Genomic DNA, 19089 nt, shown 5'->3' with positions numbered 1-19089 from the left:
CGTTGCACTCATCCGAGTTGCACGTCGCTGTGTGAAGCCGGCTAACGAGCCAGTGCTTTCTTTATACGAGCGGCCAATTGCTCCTCGTGATACTCAATCAGGTTATTTGCAACATGCCTTGCAAATTGATTTCCATGAAAGAAGGTCATGAGCATCTGTCCCATGGAGCCGCGCGATATTTTGAACTTGGTGTAGTCCTGCCCCGATTCGCGAGTAAAGTAAATCTCACCTTTTGAAACGGCGCACCCGAATTCGTCTCTATGATCCTTCGCTGCCTTGGTGTCCTGCCATTTGTAAGTGCCAAAAAAGCTGTTGAACAGACGAAAGTCCGCCCAAAAATCTTTATCCGTCGCATACTCAAAACTCATCGCTTTCCTCTCATCCTGTGGAAGGCTTAATCGATTGCACGGCTATTGTAGCCTGTGATAAACGCACCTAATTAGTGTGCGCCCGCTAACGTTTGGAAATATTGCTGGTTTCGTATGATCGCGGTTAGCTCAATGCGGTGAATTCGCGGCTATAACGTCGGAAGATTGTTTCAGCGGCCTCTAACATGCCCGGGTAACGAACAATGGTACCCTCGTCTCCCTTTCTGGTCCATGGAAGAGCGGCGATGGAAAGCACGCCCGAGCCGAGGCTGTTCCCGCAAACATCAACACGCCCATGATCAAGAGCGCGGAACGTACATTAGCTGACCTATTTGCCATGGAAGATTATTTTCATTTTTACATTGGTATTTGGGCGTGGCAATTTTTGATAGCGCCAGCTTCTAACTCAGGGCTAATTCGCAATTGGTGGCGCAGTGTGGCCATAACGAAAGGCCATATCGCGTTGAGACGAACTTAATGCTGGCCATATCACGTGCACGCGACTCAATTCCATTTGCCTTAGTTGGGCCTTGAACTTATCGTGCTTCAGGTCGATTTTGAAGAACGACGGGCTATGATCGATTCGATTCTTGTTCAGTCGCCAAAGGACAACGAAAGCTTGCTTAGGAGATAGGTATTTGTTCTTTTTGAAGTAATTCAGCGCGTTGGTAAGAATGTCGTTGTCCTCAGCCTCAGCCACCTTCTCAAGCGCACGAATACAGGCATCTTGTCGCATCTGATCCATAATGCGATTGACTTTCTTCTGGGCATCCTTCGGCGAAAGGACACGCCCATTCTCAAAGACGGACAGGCCGAACCTGAGAATGCACTGCGATCCGACCCATAGCGTGTTCCTGTTCAGGCTGTTCCGAATCTCGAAGTGATACCGCAATGATTCCTGACCGCACAATTCGCAGGTTTCCTGGGGTGTTTCATGGTCGATGACTTGTTCAGTCACAGACCATTCCTCAAAAGCTTTCGGAAGCGTGTCCCCAACAGACAGGGGAAGGATGCTGTCTTTAACCCGTTGGCTGTAGTACTGCATGTTCCCCCTTGGTCGTCCCTAGATGTAGGCCATGCTCGTCCGCAATATAGTGGACTTCCTTGCAATCTTTTTCAAGGGGGCAACACTGAGTACAGCGAACATGCGGGTAGCCGTCGACTTACCTTTGCAGTAACCAAGGCACTTCACTGCGAAAGTTCACGGGCCGCGCCTGGGGTAGACGCTGCGACATACCGAACCTGAGCACAATTTGAGCACGGTGACACGGTAGTAGGCGGATAAAATGGTTGCTGGTTTGCATCAACGCGGTCTGCAAACCTATCAACAACTCATTGATTTCCAACGTTTAACGCTTGGAAGGAGTGGCGCGGCTGGCGGGGATCGAACCCACGACCCTTGGCTTCGGAGGCCAATACTCTATCCACTGAGCTACAGCCGCGCTGGTCGGAGTGATGCGAAGGATACAGACTTTCCCGACCGTCGTCTATGGGGAACCGGCCATCACGGCCGGAAATTGCGTTTCCATTAAAAGTCTTTGCGTCTATAATCGGCCGGCGGCATTGCATTTAGATAAGCATTCCGTAGGGCAGAAGCAGGTTTTTTTAATTTGTATTAAGGAAATCATGAGCGACGCACATACCGAACACACCTCCTTCATTCGGACTCCCAAGCAACTGATCATCGCAGTGGCTGGTTTTTTCCTGGTCATCGTCATCGGCATCATCCTGCTGGTGATCTTTGCCACCAACAAGCCCCTCGGTGGTGCCGGGTCCGAAAGCCAGAGCGCGCAGGCCATCGCAGCGCGCGTGCGCCCGGTGGCCGAGGAAGGGTTTGCGCTCAAGGATGCGAACGCGCCGAAGATCCTGCAATCGGGCCAGGCCGTGTATAACGCCGTGTGCATCGCCTGCCACGGCACGGGCGCGGCCGGCGCACCGAAAGCCGGCGATGCCGGCGCCTGGAGCGCCCGCATCGCCCAGGGCTACGACACCCTCGTCCAGCACGCCGTGCAAGGCATCCGCGCCATGCCGGCCAAGGGCGGCAATCCCGATCTCGACAATATCGAAGTCGCCCGTGCGGTAGCCTTCATGGCGAACCAGGCGGGCGCCAAGTTCAAGGAACCGGAAGCGCCGGCCGCAAGCGCCGCACCGGCCCAGGCCAATGCTGCAGCCCCGGCGGCGAACGCCGCACCGGCACCGGCAACGCCGGCAGCAACGCCAGGCACGCCGCCCACCGCGGGCGCGCTGGCAACCCCGGCCGTGGCCGGCAACAACGAAGCCGGCAAAGCCCTGTTCAATGCGACCTGCACGGCTTGCCACGGTGCCGGCATCGCCGGCGCGCCGAAATTCGGCGACAAGGCCGCGTGGGCGCCCCGTATCGCCCAGGGCACCAGCATGCTGTACCAGCATGCCATCAAGGGTTTCCAGGGCGAGGCCGGCATGATGCCGCCGCGAGGCGGCTCGACGGCACCTGATGCCGATGTGAAAGCGGCCGTGGACTACATGGTCGCGGCAGCGAAATAAGCCGAAAAAGCCGTCCTGCGGGACGGTTTTTTCATTGTATGAATCAAGCAAGGAATTGACGTGTCACCGTTGTACATCCCCGTAACGCGCACACGGGCCCGCTCGCTGGCCGGCCTGTCAACCCTCCTGCTGGCCGTGGCAGGCACCGCAGCCGGCGCCACGCTGTCGGTCGGCCCGGGCAAGACTTATGTTGCCCCCTGCGCCGCCATCACCGCCGCCAAGGATGGCGACACCATCGAGATCGTCGGCGACTGGACGTACAGCGGCGACGTCTGCGCCATCGCCCGCAACAACCTGACCATCCGCGGCGTGCAGGGCCGGCCGACCATCGACGCCGCCGGGCACCACCACGGCGGCAAGGGCACCTGGGTCGTCACCGGCAACAACATCACGGTCGAGAATGTCGAGATGCTGGGCGCAAAAGTGCCGGATGGGAATGGCGCGGCGCTGCGTCTGGAAGGCACGAATTTCACGCTGCGCCAGGCTTTTATTCACGATAACGAGAACGGCGTGCTGAGTAATGCCAATAAAAACAGCAATATCGTGATCGAGCACAGCGAGTTCGGCCACAACGGCAGCGGCACGGGCCAGACGCATAATCTTTACATCGGTAACGCCAGGAGCCTGACCTTCCGCTACAACTATTCGCATGACGCCGTCATCGGCCACGACCTCAAGTCGCGCGCGATGTTCAACATGATCGCGTACAACCGCTTCTCGAGCACACCCCCTGGCCGGCCCGGCAGCACGGCCAGCGGCAAGCCGTCGTACGAGATCGACCTGCCGAGTGCCGGCACGTCCTATCTCATCGGCAATGTCATCGAGCAGCCGGCCGTGAACGACAATTCGACCCTCGTGGCCTATGGCGAAGAAGGCGCGACGAATCCGGGCCAGGATTTATATGTCATCAATAACACGTTCCTGAACGATTTCACCGGCGGTACGTTCGTGTTCATCAGCGGCAAGGTGTCGACGCCGGCCCTAATCCAGAACAATGTTTTCGGCGGCCCAGGCACCTTGACCTCGCAGGCCGGCGCGATCCAGAAGGACAACCGCCGCCTGGACAAGCCGGGGTTCATCGACCGTGCCGGCTTCACGCTGCGGCCGCTCGTCAACGACATGGTCGTGAAAGCGGGGCCAGCGGCAGATCCGTGGTCGAGCGGTACCGATCCGAAAGCCGCCGCATATAAAGGCCGCTGAGCCGGTTGCTGCCGCGCGTGCCGGGCGGCGTCGACACCCTGCTGTCGCGCCGCAATGCCGCATCCCTCCGTGACGGCCACGAAGTTGCCGCCCGCGCGCGGCAACTTCCATTGACGCTTCCACGCAACATTTCGCGCTCTGTCGCGTTTTTTCCGCTGATTTTTCTCAAAAAAGTGCGTGCAGCCGTTTCGTGCATAAACGCTACGGCCCCTTGCATAAATTTAACTGTTAACTTTCTGTATTCAAAACTTCATGTTTCAGAGGGAGAATTTAAATTGGCCTGAGGAAACACAAACAGGCGATGCCCGAATATAATGTTCAGGAAGTCATCAAGATGGAATTTTTGTTATGAATAATCCTGAACAAGACGTCAATCCTCTTGATCCAAGTCTTTTTACTTGAGCAATTGCTGTTACACGTCGTTACAAAGCGCGGATCGCAAACCTCGTATTCTCCAACTTGCCCGTGGGAATTACTTCCCGCACAGAAACTTTACGAGGAATCTCCATGCACACTCTGCGTACCCATTCACTCCTGGCTGCCACCATTCTGATGGCCTTCGCAGGTGTGACCTCCGCTTCCGCAGCCACGCTGTCGGTCGGCCCGGGCAAAACCTATGCCAAACCGTGCTCTGCCATCGCTGTCGCCCAGGACGGCGACGTCATCGAAATCACCGGCAACACCACCTACAGCGGTGACGTCTGCAGCATCAACCGCAACAACCTGACGATCCGCGGCGTCAACGGCCGTCCGAAAATCGATGCGGCCGGCAAGAGCGCCTCCGACAAAGGTATCTGGGTCGTCAACGGCAACAACCTGACCGTCGACAACGTCGAAATGTACGGCGCTAAAGTCATGGACGGAAACGGTGCCGCCTTCCGTCTGCAGGGTACCAATTTCACGCTGCGTAACGCGTTCCTGCACGATAACGAGAACGGCATCCTGGCCAATGCCAACACGAACAGCGACATCCTGATCGAGTACAGCGAATTCGGCCATAACGGCCGCGGCGAAGGCCAGACGCACAACCTGTACATCGGCCACGTGAAGAGCCTGACCTTCCGCTACAGCTTCTCGCACGACGCCAACGTCGGCCACAACCTGAAATCGCGCGCCGATACGAACATGATCGCGTACAGCCGCTTCTCGAGCACGCCGCCGGGCCAGACCGGCAGCACGGCCAGCGGCCAGCCGTCGTACGAGATCGACCTGCCGAACGCCGGTACGTCCTACATCATCGGCAACGTCATCGAACAGCCGGCCGCCAACCAGAACCCGACCATCGTCGCCTACGGCGAAGAAGGCGCGACCAATATCGGCAGCGACCTGTACGTCATCAATAATACGTTCCTGAACGATTATGGCGACGGCACGTTCGTGTTCGTCAGCGGCAAGGTTCCGACCCCGGCCCTGATCCAGAACAATATCTTCAGTGGCATCGGTACGCTCACCTCGCAAGCCAGCGCCATCCAGAAGAGCAACTACCGTTCCGTTGCCCCGGGCTTCATCGACCGTGCCAACTGGGACCTGCATCCGACCGCCAGCGCGCTCGTGATCAATGCCGCTACCGACCCGGGCAAGTCCGTCAAGGGCGTGTCGCTGCTGCCGGTGGCGCAATATAAATCCACCGCTTACGGCGAAGCACGTCCGGTGGCCGGCCTGATGGATATCGGTGCCTATGAAGCGACGGGTCCGGATGCGAGCGCGGCGGCAGTCACCTGGACGACCTGCGCCAACGAAGGCGCCACCTGCACGTTCAGCGGCACCCACGAAGTCCGCTACGGCGCCAACGGTATCTATACGTCGAAAGTGATCACCGGCTCGACGCCGTGCACGTCCGCCGTGTTCAGCGATCCGATCCACGGCGTCGCCAAGACCTGCAGCTACTCGAGCGCGATCAGCGTCGCGATCGCGGCCCCGGCAGCGGACACGTCGTCGTGGATCGCCTGCGCCGGCGAAGGCGGCACCTGCACGTTCAGCGGCACCCGCAACGTCCGCTACGGCGCCAACGGTTCGTACGCGACGAAGACGTTCACCGGCTCCGTCGTCTGCTCGAACACCGCGTTCGGCGACCCGGCACACGGCCTGCTCAAGAACTGCAGCTACTCCAGCAACACGGTCACGACCTCGGGTACGACCGGCACCACGGCGACGGTCTCGGCCGACGCGGGCTGGACGACGTGTGCGGCTGAAGGCGGTGTCTGCTCGTTCTCGGGCACGCATCAGGTCCGTTACGGCGCCAACGGCTTCTACGCGACCAAGACGGTCACCGGCTCGATCGCCTGCACGAACACGGCGTTCGGTGGCGACCCGGCTTACCGCGTGGTCAAGTCGTGCACCTACTCGACCATGTAACGACAGCGCAATCGTCGGAGTCTCACCCATCGGAAACGCGGCCTTGTGCCGCGTTTTTTTATTTGTCGTCCGGCCTGTCCTCTGCGGATCAATCGAAGTTGATTGCCCGCAATTACCCCGAAAACAACGTTTTCTCCGAAAATAGTTTCCAGGCCTGAACTTTTTCGGTAAATTCCTCGTAGGTGTTGGACGTTGGCATAAATTTTTCCGAAAAAAATGCAGCGTGAACGCAACATCGACTTGATTTCGAAAAATTTTTTTGAAGTCATTCCGACAACGGCCGCGGCGCCGGCATTTACCAGACAGATATGCATGTTGTTACTCTGGCTCTGTCGGTAAATTTTCCACCGGAAATTACATTCCATAGGGAAAGTCGGTATCTGGACCGTTTTTTCTTGCAGCCAGTGCTAGAAAGAGTGACCAGTACATGTTCTTTAGCTCTACTAAATAAGGCTAAAAGGAACATTAATTACCTTCTTTTCAGGGTTATCGTTTAGCCATTTTCGGTTACACTTCGTTACAAACCGTCGATCTTAAACCTCGTATTCTGCAACTTTCCAGCAGGAACAACTGCTGACAGGCAATCGCTTACGAGGACATCGACATGCAACAACTGCGTCAAATCGCATCGCGCAACACCCAATTTTCCGCATCGCGCCTGACTGCTGCCGTTCTGCTGGCATTCGCAGGCATGACCGTGGCTTCCGCAGCCACCCTGTCGGTAGGTCCGGGCAAAACCTACGCCAAGCCGTGCGCCGCGTTCGCAGCCGCCAAAGACGGCGACGTCGTCGAAATCACCGGTAACACCACTTATAGCGGCGACGTGTGCACCATCGTGCGCAGCAATTTGACGATCCGCGGCGTCAACGGCCGTCCGAAAATCGACGCGGCCGGCAAGAACGCCGGCGGCAAGGGTATCTGGGTCGTCGACGGCAACAACATCGTCGTCGATAACGTCGAAATGTACGGTGCTAAAGTGCCCGACGCGAACGGTGCCGCCTTCCGCCTCGAAGGCACCAATTTCACGCTGCGTAATTCGTTCCTGCACGATAACCAGAACGGTATCCTGGCCAATGCCAACACGAACAGCGACATCCTGGTCGAGTACAGCGAATTCGGCCACAACGGCGCCGGCGACGGTCAGTCGCACAACCTGTACATCGGTCACGTGAAGAGCCTGACCTTCCGCTACAGCTTCTCGCACGACGCCAACGTCGGCCACAACCTGAAATCGCGCGCAAACACGAACATGATCGCGTACAGCCGCTTCTCGAGCCTGAAGGCGGGCGAAACCGGCAGCACCGCCGCCGGCAAGCCGTCGTTCGAGATCGACCTGCCGAACGCCGGTACGTCCTACGTGATCGGCAACGTCATCGAGCAGCCGGCATCGAACTCGAATTCGACCATGCTGGCCTACGGCGAAGAAGGCGCGACCAACATCGGCAGCAACCTGTACGTCGTCAACAACACGTTCCTGAACGATATGGGCAGCGGCGGCACGTTCCTGTTCGTCAGCGGCAAGGTCCCGACCGCGGCCCTGGCCCAGAACAACATCTTCGCCGGCGTCGGCACGTTCAGCACCCAGGCGACGACGATCGACAAGACCAACTACCGTTCGGCGTCGCCGAGCTTCGCGAACCGCGCCGCTTACGATCTGCATCCGACCGGCAGCGCGCTGGTGATCGATGCCGGTTCCGCGCCGGGCGTGTCCGCCACGGGCGTGTCGCTGGCACCGGTCGCGCAATACAAGGCCGTCGCCAACGGTGAAGCACGTCCGGTGATGAGCCAGATCGACATCGGCGCGTACGAAGCGACCACCGCGGCCACGACCGGCACCGCGACGTCCTGGACGACCTGCGCGAACGAAGGCGGCGCCTGCACGTTCAGCGGCACCCGCGAAGTCCGCTTCGGCGCCAACGGTGTCTACACGTCGAAAACGGTCACGGCATCGACCCCGTGCACGACCGCCGTGTTCGGCGATCCGATCCACGGCGTCGTCAAGAGCTGCAGCTACGCCGGCACGACCACGACGACCGTGGCCCCGGTTGCGGCCGCGCCGACCTTTACGGCATGCGCCAGCGAAAACGGCACCTGCTCGTTCAGCGGCAAGCGTGAAGTCCGCTACGGCACCGCCACGATCTACACCTCGAAGGTCGTGACCGGTCCGGTCAAGTGCACCAACGCCGTATTCGGCGATCCGGCGCACGGCCAGGTGAAGTCCTGCTCCTACTCGAGCGTGACGCAGTAATCGTCCCGCACGAAAAAAAAGGCCGCGAATTCGCGGCCTTTTTTGTTTGCGGTGTCCCGTCCTGAAATACGGTCAAGCGCTTACCAGATGATCACGCGATCCTGCGGCGCCAGATACATCTTGTCGCCCTGCTTGACCTTGAAGGCGTCGTAGAAGCCCGGCTGGTTGCGCAGCGTGCCGTTGGCGCGGAACTGGCCCGGCGAGTGCGGGTCGACCTTCACCTGGACGATCTGCTGCTGCTCGCGCATCTTCGTGCGCCACACCTGCGCCCAGCCCATGTACAGGCGCTGTTCGCCGGAGAGGCCGTCGATCACCGGCGCCTTCTTGCCCTTCAACGAGATCTTGTAGGCCTTGAAGGCGATGGCGAGACCCGAGTTGTCGGCGATGTTCTCGCCCAGCGTCAGTTCGCCGTTCACGTGGTAGCCCTTGATCGGTTCGAACTGGTTGTACTGGTTGACCAGCATCTGCGTCTTGGCCTTGAAGTTCTTGTGGTCGGACTCGGTCCACCAGTCGCGCAGGTTGCCGTCGCCGTCGTACTGGGCGCCCTGGTCGTCGAAGCCGTGGCTGATCTCGTGGCCGATCACGGCGCCGATGCCGCCGTAGTTGACCGCGTCATCCGCGTTAGCGTCGAAGAACGGCGGCTGCAGGATCGCGGCCGGGAACACGATCTCGTTCATCTCCGGGTTGTAGTAGGCGTTGATGGTCTGCGGCGTCATGCCCCACTCGTCGCGGTCGATCGGCTTGCCCAGCTTGTTCAGCTCGCGGTTGTATTCGACTTCGTGCGAACGCATCACGTTGCCCACCAGGTCGTCACGCGACACCATCAGGGCCGAGTAATCCTTCCACTTGTTCGGGTAGCCGATCTTGGGCATGAACTTGGCCAGCTTGGCCTGCGCTTCCTTCTTGGTAGCCGGCGACATCCAGTCCAGCTTGTCGATGCTCTGCTTGTACGCGGCCAGCAGGTTCTTGACCAGCGCTTCCATGCGCGCCTTGCGCGCCGGCGGGAAGTATTCGGCGACGTACAGCTTGCCCAGCGACTCGCCCTGCGAACGCTCGATCGCGCCCACGCCACGCTTCCAGCGCGGTTCCATCTCCTTCACGCCCGACAGGGTCTTGCCGTAGAAGTCGAAGCGCTCGTCGACGAAGGCCTTGTTCAGGTAGTTGGCGTAGCCGTCCACCAGGTGCATGGTCAGATAGGCCTTCCAGGTGTCCAGCGGCGTCTTGTTCGAGATCTCGGCGAAGCCCTTCAGGTAGGTCGGCTGGCTGACGATCACATACGTCGTCTTGCCGGCGATGCCGGTGGCCTGCAGGTAGCCGTTCCAGTCGTAGTCCGGGGCCATCTTGGCCATGTCGGCCAGCGCCACCTTGTTGTAGGCCTTGATCGGATCGCGTAGTTCGACCTTGGTCCACTGCGCCTTGGCCAGTTCCGTCTCGAAGTCGACGATGGCCTTCGCGTTGGCGGCGGCGTTCTTGTCGCCGGCCATGGCCAGGACCTTCTCGACGTGGGTCAGGTACTTGGCCTTGGCGTCGGCCAGCTTGGCATCGTCGGTCTTCAGGTAGTAGTCGCGGTCGGGCATGCCCAGGCCGCTCTGCGAGATGTCGGCGACGTACTTCGTCGAATCCTTGTTGTCCTGGTGGATGCTGAAGTCGTACGGCACGTTCACGCCGATCTTGCCCAGGTGCGCCAGCAGCGCGGGCAGCTCGGACTTGTCCTTCAGCGCGGCGATTTTCGCCAGCTCGCCGTTCAGTGGGGTGATGCCCAGCTGCTCCAGCTTCGCTTCGTCCATGAAGCTGGCGTAGTAATCGCCGATGCGCTGGGCGTCGGTGCCCTTGGCCGGGTTGCCCGCGGCGGATTTCTCGATGATGCCGCGCAGCTGCGGCAGCGTGTCGTCGCGCAGCTTGGCGAACGAGCCCCAGCTCGACTTGTCGGCCGGGATCTCGACCGTCTTCATCCACTTGCCGTTCAGGTAATCGTAGAAATCGTCCTGCGGACGCACCGCCGGATCGATGTATTCGGTGGCGACGCCGGCGGCCAAGGTCTGGCCCTTCTTGACGGCCGTGTTCTTCGCAGCGGCGCCTTCCGCCGCATGGCCGGCGTTGGCAAACAGCGCCAGGGTCAGGGCGCTCAACAAATAGTGCTTCTTCATCTCTTCATCTCCCTCGGGTTGTTATGGGTGGGATGGGGGGCCGGCGGGGATACCGCCGTCCCGGATTATCGCTGATGGCGATGCTTTTGTTACTGAATCGTTACCAGATCGTGACGCGCTGCTCCGGCGGCAGGTACATCTTGTCGCCTTCCTTCACGCCGAACGCCTCGTAGAACGCGGCCTGGTTGCGCAGCGTGCCGTTCGCGCGGAACCGGCCCGGCGAATGCGGATCGGTCTTGACCTGCACGATCTGCTGGGCCTCGCGCATCTTCGAGCGCCAGACCTGGCCGAAGCCCATGAAGAAGCGCTGGTCGCCGGTGAAGCCATCGATGACGGGCGCCGGCTGGCCGTGCAGCGAGATCCGGTAAGCCTTGTAGGCGATCGTCAGGCCGGAATTGTCGCCGATGTTCTCGCCCAGCGTGAGGGCGCCGTTGACGTGATAGCCCGGGATCGGCTCGAACGCGTCGTACTGCTTGACCAGCATGTCGGTCCTGGCCTTGAAGCGCGCCCGGTCCTCGGCCGTCCACCAGTCGCGCAGGTTGCCGTCGCCGTCGGACTGGCTGCCCTTGTCGTCGAAACCGTGGCCGATTTCGTGGCCGATCACGGCGCCGATCGCGCCGTAGTTCGCGGCGTCGTCCGCCTTCGCGTCGAAGAACGGCGGCTGCAGGATCGCGGCCGGGAACACGATCTCGTTCATGCGCGAGTTGTAGTAGGCGTTCACCGTCTGCGGCGTCATGCCCCACTCTTCGCGGTCGATCGGCTTGCCCAGCTTGTCGACGTTGCGGTTGTACGCGAAGACCGCGGCCCGTTCGACGTTGCCGACCAGGTCGTCCCGCTTGACCGCCAGGCGCGCATAGTCGCGCCACTTGTTCGGGTAGCCGATCTTGGACGCGAACTTCGCCAGCTTGGCCTGCGCTTCTTTCTTCGTCTCCGGCCCCATCCAGTCGAGGTGGTCGATCGATTCGCGGTAGGCGGCCAGCACGTTCTTGACCAGCTCCTCCATGCGCGCCTTGCGCTCGGGCGGGAAGTACCTGGCCACGTATTCGCGGCCCAGCGCTTCTCCCATCGCGCCTTCGACGACGGACACGCCGATCTTCCAGCGCGGACGGTTGACGTCCACGCCCGTCAGCGTCCTGCCGTAGAAGTCGAAGTCCTCGTCGACGAACGCCTTCGACAGGTACGGCGCGTATTCGCGCAGCAGCTGCCATTCGAAGTAGGCCTTGACGGTCTCGAGGTCCGTGTTCGCGAGGAGCCGGTCCAGGCCTTGCAGATAGCCCGGCTGGCCGACGATCACGTAATCGACCTTGTTGCCCACGCCGGCGGCGCCCAGCGCCGTCTTCCAGTCGTAGCCCGGCGTCAGCGCGGTGAGCTGGGCCACGTCCATCTTGTTGTAATTCCGGTTCGGGTCGCGCAGTTCGACCTTCGTCCACTGCGCCTTCGCCAGTCCGGTCTCGAACGCCACGATGGCCTCGGCCTTCGCTTCCGCATCCTTGTCGCCGGCCAGCTGCAGGATCTTCGCGACGTGCGTCCGATACTTCGCCTTGGTGGCGGCCAGTTTGGCGTCGTCGGCCTTCAGGTAGTAGTCGCGGTCCGGCATGCCGAGGCCGCCCTGGCGGATGTAGACGGCATATCGGGTGGATGCTTTCGCGTCCTGCGACACGCCGATGCCGTACGGGGTCGCGACGCCGATCTTCGACAAGTGCGCGATCAGGCCCGGCACGCCCTTCTTGTCCTTCAGCGTGCGGATGCGGGCAAGCTCGCCCGCCAGCGGCTTGTAGCCCAGCGTCTCCAGCTTGTTCTCGTCCATGAAGCTCGTGTACAGGTCCGCGATCTTCTGCGCGTCGGTGCCGGCCTTCTTGTGCGGATCCTTCTGGTCGGCCTCGATGATGCCGAGGAGTTGCGGCTGCGTGTCCTCGCGCAGCTTCATGAAGGCGCCCCAGCTCGCGCGATCCGCGGGGATCTCGGTCGTCTTGAGCCACTTGCCGTTCAGGTAAGTGAAGAAATCGTCCTGCACGCGTACGCTCGGGTCGATGTATTGCGTGTCGATGCCGGAACGGTCGGTCGACGCGGCGGCCGCGGATGCGCAGGCGGCCAGCATGGACAGGGTCAGGGTACTCAAAAGGGATCGTTTCACGGAAGTCCTTGGTCGGGCGGGAACAGGGAGGCTTGTGGCCATCGGCGAATGTAACACAGCCCGGTTTGCCAAATCCGGACCGGTTGGGCATCTGCTACATCTTCATGTCGCGGCGCGCAAGGAAGTCGGTGACGGGGGGAAGATTCCGGCCGGACCCGGCCGATGCATGTCCCGCCGTGCCCGGCAAAGCCAGGCAGGCGGTCGGGATCGGTGTACTCATGACTATCGTTGTGATCGGTTTCGGCAGCAGCGGCTGCTGCATTGCTGCCTAGATAAAACCAATTCTAGCGGGGAAGGATAGCCAAAATACAGATCGGTGAGGAATTTTACTTAACGATACATGGTATGCATGTCAGCCGCCGAGATTGATCGACGCGCCGCCGGGACCGCCCATGCCGCCCATGCCGCCTCCCATGCCGCCGCGGCCGTGGCCGCCCGGACGTCCGCCGCTGCGCTCGCCGCCACGCTCGCCGCCGCGCTCGCCGCCCGGATGGCCGTCCGGCACGACGCGCATCAATTGTTCGCCGACGAAGGTCACCACTTGCGCGCGCTGCTTGTCGTCGAGCGCGTCGTTCACTTCCAGCCAGGCTTCGCGCAATTGCTTGTCCTCGGCATTCGTCGCCGCCGCTTCCGCCTCGACGGCCCGGTTCAGGTCGCGCAACTCGACGTCCGGTTTGGCCAGCAGCGTCCTGGCCTGCTCCTGCAAGGCCTCGCGGCGGCGCTGGCGCTCGCGCAGGATGGAACGCGAACGTCCTTCCATCTGATTCCACAGGGTCTGCTGGTTCGGCGTCAGGTTCAGGGATTTCTTGACGTCGGTGGACATGAACAGCAAGTCGTCGACGCGCATGTCCATCAGGGGCACGGCGAACGAAGGGGCGGCGCTGCCGATGGCAAGCGCGAACAGACAGGCGCGGGCAAACCGAGGCGTAATCATCAAGCACTCCAGGCATAAAAAAGCCCACGGTGGGGACCGTGGGCGAAGACCACTTCAAGAGTGGAGAGAGAGAAAAACTGATAAGGACTATATGCCCGTCTCCCCACCCTGTCCGGGCACTTTACAAATACTTACCTGCCGTTTGGCGCGGGATACAAGGATTTACAGGAACCTCCAAGTCGTATGTACGCGCCCCGGAACACGTCAATAAAAAAGGCTGCCGAAGCAGCCTTTTCAGGATCGATACGGGTCCGGGATCAGGTATTGAGCTGTTCCGCGTCGCCCAGCTTGTCCTTGTACGAATCGAAGATCTTGACGAGCGCGTCGCGCATCGTGACCTGCGGCTTCCAGCCCAGTTCGGAGACCGTGTTTTCGATCTTCGGCACGCGGTTCTGCACGTCCTGGTAGCCGACGCCGTAGTACGCACCCGAGCTCGTCTCGACCAGTTTCACTCGCTTGGCCGTGTCGCGGTATTCCGGATACTCGGCGGCCAGGTCCAGCATCATGCCGGCCAGTTCGCGGATCGAGTAGTTATTGGTCGGGTTGCCGACGTTGAAGATCTTGCCGGTGGCCTTGCCGTCCTTGTTCTCGATGATGCGCATCAGCGCGTCGATGCCGTCGTCGACATAGGTGAACGATCGCTTCTGCTGGCCGCCGTCGACCAGCTGGATCGGTTCGCCGCGCACGATGTGGCCCAGGAACTGGGTCAGCACGCGCGAAGAGCCTTCCTTCGGCGTGTGGATCGAATCCAGGCCGGCGCCGATCCAGTTGAACGGACGGAACAGCGTGAAGTTCAGGCCTTCCATGCCGTAGCCCCAGATCACGCGGTCCATCAGCTGCTTGGCGCAGGCGTAGATCCAGCGCGGCTTGTTGATCGGGCCGTAAACCAGTTCCGAATTCTCCGGGTCGAATTCCGAGTCCGGGCTCATGCCATAGACTTCCGACGTCGACGGGAAGATCAGGTGCTTTTTATACTTTGCGGCCGAACGGACGATCGGCAGGTTCGCCTCGAAGTCCAGTTCGAAGACGCGCAGCGGCTCCTTCACATAGGTCGACGGCGTCGCGATCGCCACCAGCGGGAGGATCACGTCGCACTTCTTGACGTGGTACTCGACCCATTCCTTGTTGATGGTGATGTCGCCTTCGAAAAAGTGCATGCGCGGATTGCCGAGCAGATCGGTGATCCGCTCGGAATTCATATCCATGCCATACACTTCCCAATCGGTCGTCTCCAGGATGCGCTTGGAGAGATGGTGGCCGATAAAACCGTTGACGCCGAGGATGAGGACTTTTTTCATTTCAGGTAGGAAACATTTTCACGTATCGCCCGATTATACCACTGCGCAAATTCACGCAAACCCGCCTCCAATGTCGTCGTGGGTTTGTAACCGACCCACGCCTGCAGCTTGCTGGTATCGGCGTGCGTCGCCGGCACGTCGCCCGGCTGCATCGGCTGGAAATCCAGCGTCGCCTTGACGTCGAGCGCGCCTTCCAGCGTGCGAATGAAATCCAGCACCTGCACCGGGGTCTGATTGCCGATGTTGAAGATGGCGTGCGGCGGTTTGCCTTCGGGCGTGGTCGGCTTGAACAGCAACCGTACGACGCCTTCGACGATGTCGTCGATATAGGTGAAGTCGCGGTACAGCTTGCCTTCGGCGAAGACGGGGATCGCCTCGCCGGCCAGCATCTTGCGCGCGAAGCTGAAATACGCCATGTCCGGGCGGCCCCACGGACCGTACACCGTGAAGAAGCGCAGGCCGGTGGTCGGAATGCCGTACAGATGGCTGTACGAATGGGCCATCAGCTCGTTCGACTTCTTCGTCGCGGCGTACAGGGACACCGGCGCGTCGGTCACGTCGTCCTCGCTGAACGGCGTCTTGGCGTTGGCGCCGTAGACGCTGCTGCTGCTGGCGTACAGCAGGTGCTCCACCTTGTGGTTGCGGCAGGCTTCCAGCATGTGGCCGAAGGCGACGAGGTTCGCCTGGACGTAGGCGGCCGGGTTCTTCAGCGAATAGCGCACGCCGGCCTGGGCGGCCAGGTGCACGACGAGCGCCGGTTTGACACGCTCGAACAGCGCGGCCACCTGCTCGCCATCGCTCAGCTCGACGGTCTCGCACGGCACGCCGGCCGGTTTCAACAGGGCCTCGACGCGGTGATGCTTCAGTGCCGGATCGTAGTAATCGTTGAAATTGTCGCAGCCGACCACGGTATGACCCATGGCGCTCAAGCGCACCGCCACCGCGCTGCCGATGAAGCCGGCGGCGCCGGTGACGAGGATCGTGCCTTTGTTACTGACCGCTGCCGTCATTGCTCGACTTTCCCGGAACGGCGGCCGATGCCTTCATACACGAGGCCGGCGTTGTGGAACGCTTCCGGATCATAGATGTTGCGGCCGTCGAACACGGCCTTCATTTTCAGGTTCTCGGCCAGGAACGGCAGGTCCGGCGCGCGGAATTCCTTCCATTCCGTGACCAGCACGAGCACGTCCGCGCCTTCGACGGCCTGGCGGGCCGACGGGACGATGCGCAGGCGGGCGTTGCACACACTCTCGCCGTGCTCGGCCAGCAGCACGCGCCTGGCTTCTTCGCTGGCGACCGGATCGTAGGCGATCACGTTGGCGCCGGCGTCGAACAGCGACTTGATCAGGATGCGGCTCGGCGCCTCGCGCATGTCGTCCGTGTTCGGCTTGAACGACAGGCCCCACAGGGCGATCGTCTTGCCGTTCAGGCCCTGCGCGCCGCCGAAGAAACGCGCCAGCTTCGTGAACAGCACGTTTTTCTGGGCGTCGTTGACCTTCTCGGTCGCGGTCAGCATGTGCAGCGGCTGCGCGTGGTCGGATGCCGTCTTGATCAGCGCCTTGACGTCTTTCGGGAAGCAGGAACCGCCATAGCCCATGCCGGCGTACAGGAAATCCGGACCGATGCGCGGGTCCATGCCGATGCCCAGGCGCACGGCTTCGATGTCGGCGCCCAGCAGTTCGGACAGGTTCGCCAGCTCGTTCATGAAGCTGATGCGGGTGGCCAGCATCGCGTTCGCGGCATATTTCGTCAACTCGGCGCTGCGGATGTCCATCTCGACGAATTTCTCGTGGTTGCGGCTGAACGGCGCGTACAGCTGGCGCATCTGCTTGCCCGCGTCGACATCGTCGAAGCCGACCACGATGCGGTCCGGCTTCATGAAGTCGTCGATCGCGGCGCCTTCCTTCAGGAATTCGGGGTTGCTGACAACGTGGAACGCGACGTTCACGCCGCGCTTCTCGAGTTCGCCGGCGATGGCGCGCTTGACCTTCTCCGCGGTGCCGACGGGCACGGTCGACTTGTCGACGATCACGGCCGGCTTCGTCAGGCGTTCGCCGATGCTGCGCGCGGCCGACAGGATGTGGGTCAGGTCGGCGCTGCCGTCTTCGTCCGGCGGCGTGCCGACGGCCAGGAAGATGATGTCGGCGTGGCTGACGGCGTCGTCGTAGTTCGACGAGAACAGCAGGCGGCCGGCGGCGGCGTTGCGCTGGACGAGATTGTCCAGGCCGGGTTCGTGGATCGGGATGATCCCGTCCTTCAACATCGTGATCTTGCGCGTATCGACGTCCAGGCACAGCACGGTGTTGCCGACGTCGGCGAAGCATGCGCCAGACACCAGTCCGACGTAACCAGTCCCGATAACTGAAATTTTCATAATCTCTACAGATTGAGGTGTTGGGCCATGGGACGCCCGCGCTGCATGCCGGTTCGCCTCATGAGGGAGTGGGCCGGTGGACTTGCCGCCGGGTTAAAAACTAGACGAATTTATCATAGATTTCTGACGAGCACGCTACGCGAGTTACATTTTTGCCATTAAACTATGGCATGTTCCGCTAGAAAACACAGGTAATTGCAATCTATTACATAATAGATGCTACGCTCTGCCCTTCCGCTCCGCGAAGATCGTCGATGAAGCTCCTTACATTCAGTTCCCTGTTCCCGAATACGGTCAAACCCAGCCACGGCATCTTTGTCGAGACCCGCTTGCGCTACCTGCTCGCCAGCGGCCAGGTCGAATCGAAGGTCGTGGCGCCGGTGCCCTGGTTCCCGTCGCAGAATCCGCGCTTCGGCGACTACGCGGCCTTTTCCAAGGTGCCGGCGTCGGAAACCCGCTACGACATCGACGTCACGCACCCCCGCTACCTCGTCATTCCGAAGGTCGGGATGACGGCGGCGCCGTGGCTGATGGCCCAGGCCTGCAAAAAGGAGATCGGGCGCATCATCGACGAGGGTTACGACTTCGACGTCATCGATGCGCACTACTTTTATCCGGACGGCGTCGCCGCGGTCATGCTGGGCAAGTATTTCAACAAGCCCGTCGTGATCACGGCCCGTGGTACCGACATTAACCTGATTCCGCAGTACGCGCTGCCCAGAAAGCAACTCATGTGGGCGGCAAACAACGCCGCCGGGATGATCACGGTGTGCAACGCGTTGCGCGACGAGATGATCGGCCTCGGCATTTCCGGCGAGCGCATCGTCGCCCTGCGCAACGGCGTCGACCTGCAGCGTTTCGTGCCGATGGACCGGGCCGCCGCGCGCACCCAGCTCGGGATGGACGGCTTCACCGTCATCTCCGTCGGCGTGCTCGACCCGCGCAAGGCGCACGACCTCACGATCGGCGCGCTGCCGATGTTGCCGGACGTAAAGCTGCTGATCGCCGGCATCGGACCGGAGCGCAAGAAGCTGGAAGCGCTCGCCGCCAGCCTGGGCGTGACCGACCGCGTGAAATTCCTCGGCGCGGTCCCCCAGACCGAACTCAAGCATTACTACAACGCGGCCGACGCGATGATCCTCGCTTCCAGCCGCGAAGGCTGGGCCAACGTGCTGCTCGAATCGATGGCGTGCGGCACGCCGGTGGTGGCAAGCAACGTCTGGGGCACGCCGGAAGTGGTGGCCGCGCCGGAAGCGGGCGTGCTGATGAAGGAACGCACGGCCAAGGGCATCGCCGACGCGCTGACAGCATTGCGCCGCAACTACCCGGACCACGCCGCCACCCGCCGCTATGCCGAGGGTTTCAGCTGGGACGACACGACCAACGGCCAATTGGCGTTGTTTTCGCGCATCATCAACAGCCGCGGCGCCTTGCCGGCCGGCCGGCGCGCCGTCGCCTGACCGTCTTCCTGCGCACCCGGGCACCACGCCCGGGCCGCGGGACGGTTA

Annotated in this window: 14 protein-coding genes and 1 tRNA gene; 5 read left to right on the top strand and 10 right to left on the bottom strand. The window is 61.2% G+C overall.

The features are described 5' to 3' along the window. Positions 1-41: 41 nt before the first annotated feature. The 3 genes from ACEN9Q_RS26415 to ACEN9Q_RS26405 all read right to left on the bottom strand — a co-directional run bounded on the left by ACEN9Q_RS26415 (position 42) and on the right by ACEN9Q_RS26405 (position 1810). The gene (locus ACEN9Q_RS26415; protein ID WP_495626585.1) at positions 42-368 is read right to left on the bottom strand and encodes a hypothetical protein; all 327 of its coding nucleotides are present in this window, start codon (positions 366-368) and stop codon (positions 42-44) included. A 412-nt stretch (positions 369-780) separates the two neighbouring features. Further along, complete coding sequence (locus ACEN9Q_RS26410; protein WP_495626584.1) at positions 781-1413, bottom strand: hypothetical protein; 633 nt, start codon at positions 1411-1413, stop codon at positions 781-783. Positions 1414-1734: 321 nt separating this feature from the next. Then, positions 1735-1810, bottom strand: a tRNA-Arg gene (locus ACEN9Q_RS26405). 184 nt (positions 1811-1994) lie between these two features. Here ACEN9Q_RS26405 and ACEN9Q_RS26400 point away from each other — a divergent pair. The 4 genes from ACEN9Q_RS26400 to ACEN9Q_RS26385 all read left to right on the top strand — a co-directional run bounded on the left by ACEN9Q_RS26400 (position 1995) and on the right by ACEN9Q_RS26385 (position 8694). After that, a complete protein-coding gene (locus ACEN9Q_RS26400) occupies positions 1995-2891 on the top strand; it encodes a c-type cytochrome (RefSeq protein WP_495626583.1) in 897 nt (298 codons plus the stop codon). A gap of 60 nt (positions 2892-2951) precedes the next feature. Further along, positions 2952-4091: a right-handed parallel beta-helix repeat-containing protein gene (locus ACEN9Q_RS26395; protein WP_495626582.1), complete on the top strand. Its 1140-nt coding sequence runs from the start codon at positions 2952-2954 to the stop codon at positions 4089-4091. 507 nt (positions 4092-4598) lie between these two features. After that, positions 4599-6446 carry a right-handed parallel beta-helix repeat-containing protein gene (locus tag ACEN9Q_RS26390; protein WP_495626581.1) on the top strand — a complete coding sequence of 616 codons (1848 nt, stop codon included), beginning with the start codon at positions 4599-4601 and terminating at the stop codon, positions 6444-6446. Positions 6447-7050: 604 nt separating this feature from the next. Further along, complete coding sequence (locus tag ACEN9Q_RS26385) at positions 7051-8694, top strand: right-handed parallel beta-helix repeat-containing protein (RefSeq protein ID WP_495626580.1); 1644 nt, start codon at positions 7051-7053, stop codon at positions 8692-8694. An 80-nt stretch (positions 8695-8774) separates the two neighbouring features. Here the strand turns inward: ACEN9Q_RS26385 and ACEN9Q_RS26380 are convergent, their stop codons facing one another. The 7 genes from ACEN9Q_RS26380 to ACEN9Q_RS26350 form a co-directional block, all read right to left on the bottom strand. Continuing rightward, on the bottom strand, positions 8775-10841 hold the full coding sequence (locus ACEN9Q_RS26380) for a M13 family metallopeptidase (RefSeq protein WP_495626579.1): 2067 nt from the start codon (positions 10839-10841) through the stop codon (positions 8775-8777). Between the two features lie 100 nt (positions 10842-10941). Beyond that, positions 10942-12939: a M13 family metallopeptidase gene (locus tag ACEN9Q_RS26375; RefSeq protein WP_495628999.1), complete on the bottom strand. Its 1998-nt coding sequence runs from the start codon at positions 12937-12939 to the stop codon at positions 10942-10944. A 130-nt stretch (positions 12940-13069) separates the two neighbouring features. After that, on the bottom strand, positions 13070-13195 hold the full coding sequence (locus tag ACEN9Q_RS26370) for a hypothetical protein (RefSeq protein ID WP_495626578.1): 126 nt from the start codon (positions 13193-13195) through the stop codon (positions 13070-13072). Between the two features lie 132 nt (positions 13196-13327). Beyond that, positions 13328-13909 (bottom strand): Spy/CpxP family protein refolding chaperone, encoded by a 582-nt coding sequence (locus ACEN9Q_RS26365; protein WP_495626577.1) that lies wholly within the window; start codon positions 13907-13909, stop codon positions 13328-13330. Between the two features lie 257 nt (positions 13910-14166). Next, on the bottom strand, positions 14167-15207 hold the full coding sequence (locus tag ACEN9Q_RS26360) for a bifunctional UDP-4-keto-pentose/UDP-xylose synthase (RefSeq protein ID WP_495626576.1): 1041 nt from the start codon (positions 15205-15207) through the stop codon (positions 14167-14169). Continuing rightward, positions 15204-16217: an NAD-dependent epimerase/dehydratase family protein gene (locus ACEN9Q_RS26355; protein WP_495626575.1), complete on the bottom strand. Its 1014-nt coding sequence runs from the start codon at positions 16215-16217 to the stop codon at positions 15204-15206. Before ACEN9Q_RS26355 ends, ACEN9Q_RS26360 begins: the two co-directional genes overlap by 4 nt. Beyond that, positions 16214-17581, bottom strand: a complete 1368-nt coding sequence (locus ACEN9Q_RS26350; RefSeq protein WP_056445177.1) for a UDP-glucose dehydrogenase family protein — start codon at positions 17579-17581, stop codon at positions 16214-16216. The genes ACEN9Q_RS26355 and ACEN9Q_RS26350 overlap by 4 nt, the downstream gene beginning before the upstream one ends. A gap of 254 nt (positions 17582-17835) precedes the next feature. Between ACEN9Q_RS26350 and ACEN9Q_RS26345 the strand changes: the two genes are divergently transcribed. After that, on the top strand, positions 17836-19041 hold the full coding sequence (locus ACEN9Q_RS26345) for a glycosyltransferase family 4 protein (RefSeq protein WP_495626574.1): 1206 nt from the start codon (positions 17836-17838) through the stop codon (positions 19039-19041). Positions 19042-19089: the final 48 nt, after the last annotated feature.

The organism is Massilia sp. Masssp93 (genome assembly GCF_059491295.1).
This window is presented reverse-complemented; position numbering and strand designations above follow the sequence as displayed.

What these genes read in the sequence shown, in the direction of transcription:
- ACEN9Q_RS26415 (WP_495626585.1), bottom strand. Translation starts at nt 368, where the DNA reads ATGAGTTTTGAGTATGCGACGGATAAAGATTTTTGGGCGGACTTTCGT.
- ACEN9Q_RS26410 (WP_495626584.1), bottom strand. Translation starts at nt 1,413, where the DNA reads ATGCAGTACTACAGCCAACGGGTTAAAGACAGCATCCTTCCCCTGTCT.
- ACEN9Q_RS26400 (WP_495626583.1), top strand. Translation starts at nt 1,995, where the DNA reads ATGAGCGACGCACATACCGAACACACCTCCTTCATTCGGACTCCCAAG.
- ACEN9Q_RS26390 (WP_495626581.1), top strand. Translation starts at nt 4,599, where the DNA reads ATGCACACTCTGCGTACCCATTCACTCCTGGCTGCCACCATTCTGATG.
- ACEN9Q_RS26385 (WP_495626580.1), top strand. Translation starts at nt 7,051, where the DNA reads ATGCAACAACTGCGTCAAATCGCATCGCGCAACACCCAATTTTCCGCA.
- ACEN9Q_RS26380 (WP_495626579.1), bottom strand. Translation starts at nt 10,841, where the DNA reads ATGAAGAAGCACTATTTGTTGAGCGCCCTGACCCTGGCGCTGTTTGCC.
- ACEN9Q_RS26375 (WP_495628999.1), bottom strand. Translation starts at nt 12,939, where the DNA reads ATGCTGGCCGCCTGCGCATCCGCGGCCGCCGCGTCGACCGACCGTTCC.
- ACEN9Q_RS26370 (WP_495626578.1), bottom strand. Translation starts at nt 13,195, where the DNA reads ATGAGTACACCGATCCCGACCGCCTGCCTGGCTTTGCCGGGCACGGCG.
- ACEN9Q_RS26365 (WP_495626577.1), bottom strand. Translation starts at nt 13,909, where the DNA reads ATGATTACGCCTCGGTTTGCCCGCGCCTGTCTGTTCGCGCTTGCCATC.
- ACEN9Q_RS26360 (WP_495626576.1), bottom strand. Translation starts at nt 15,207, where the DNA reads ATGAAAAAAGTCCTCATCCTCGGCGTCAACGGTTTTATCGGCCACCAT.
- ACEN9Q_RS26355 (WP_495626575.1), bottom strand. Translation starts at nt 16,217, where the DNA reads ATGACGGCAGCGGTCAGTAACAAAGGCACGATCCTCGTCACCGGCGCC.
- ACEN9Q_RS26350 (WP_056445177.1), bottom strand. Translation starts at nt 17,581, where the DNA reads ATGAAAATTTCAGTTATCGGGACTGGTTACGTCGGACTGGTGTCTGGC.
- ACEN9Q_RS26345 (WP_495626574.1), top strand. Translation starts at nt 17,836, where the DNA reads ATGAAGCTCCTTACATTCAGTTCCCTGTTCCCGAATACGGTCAAACCC.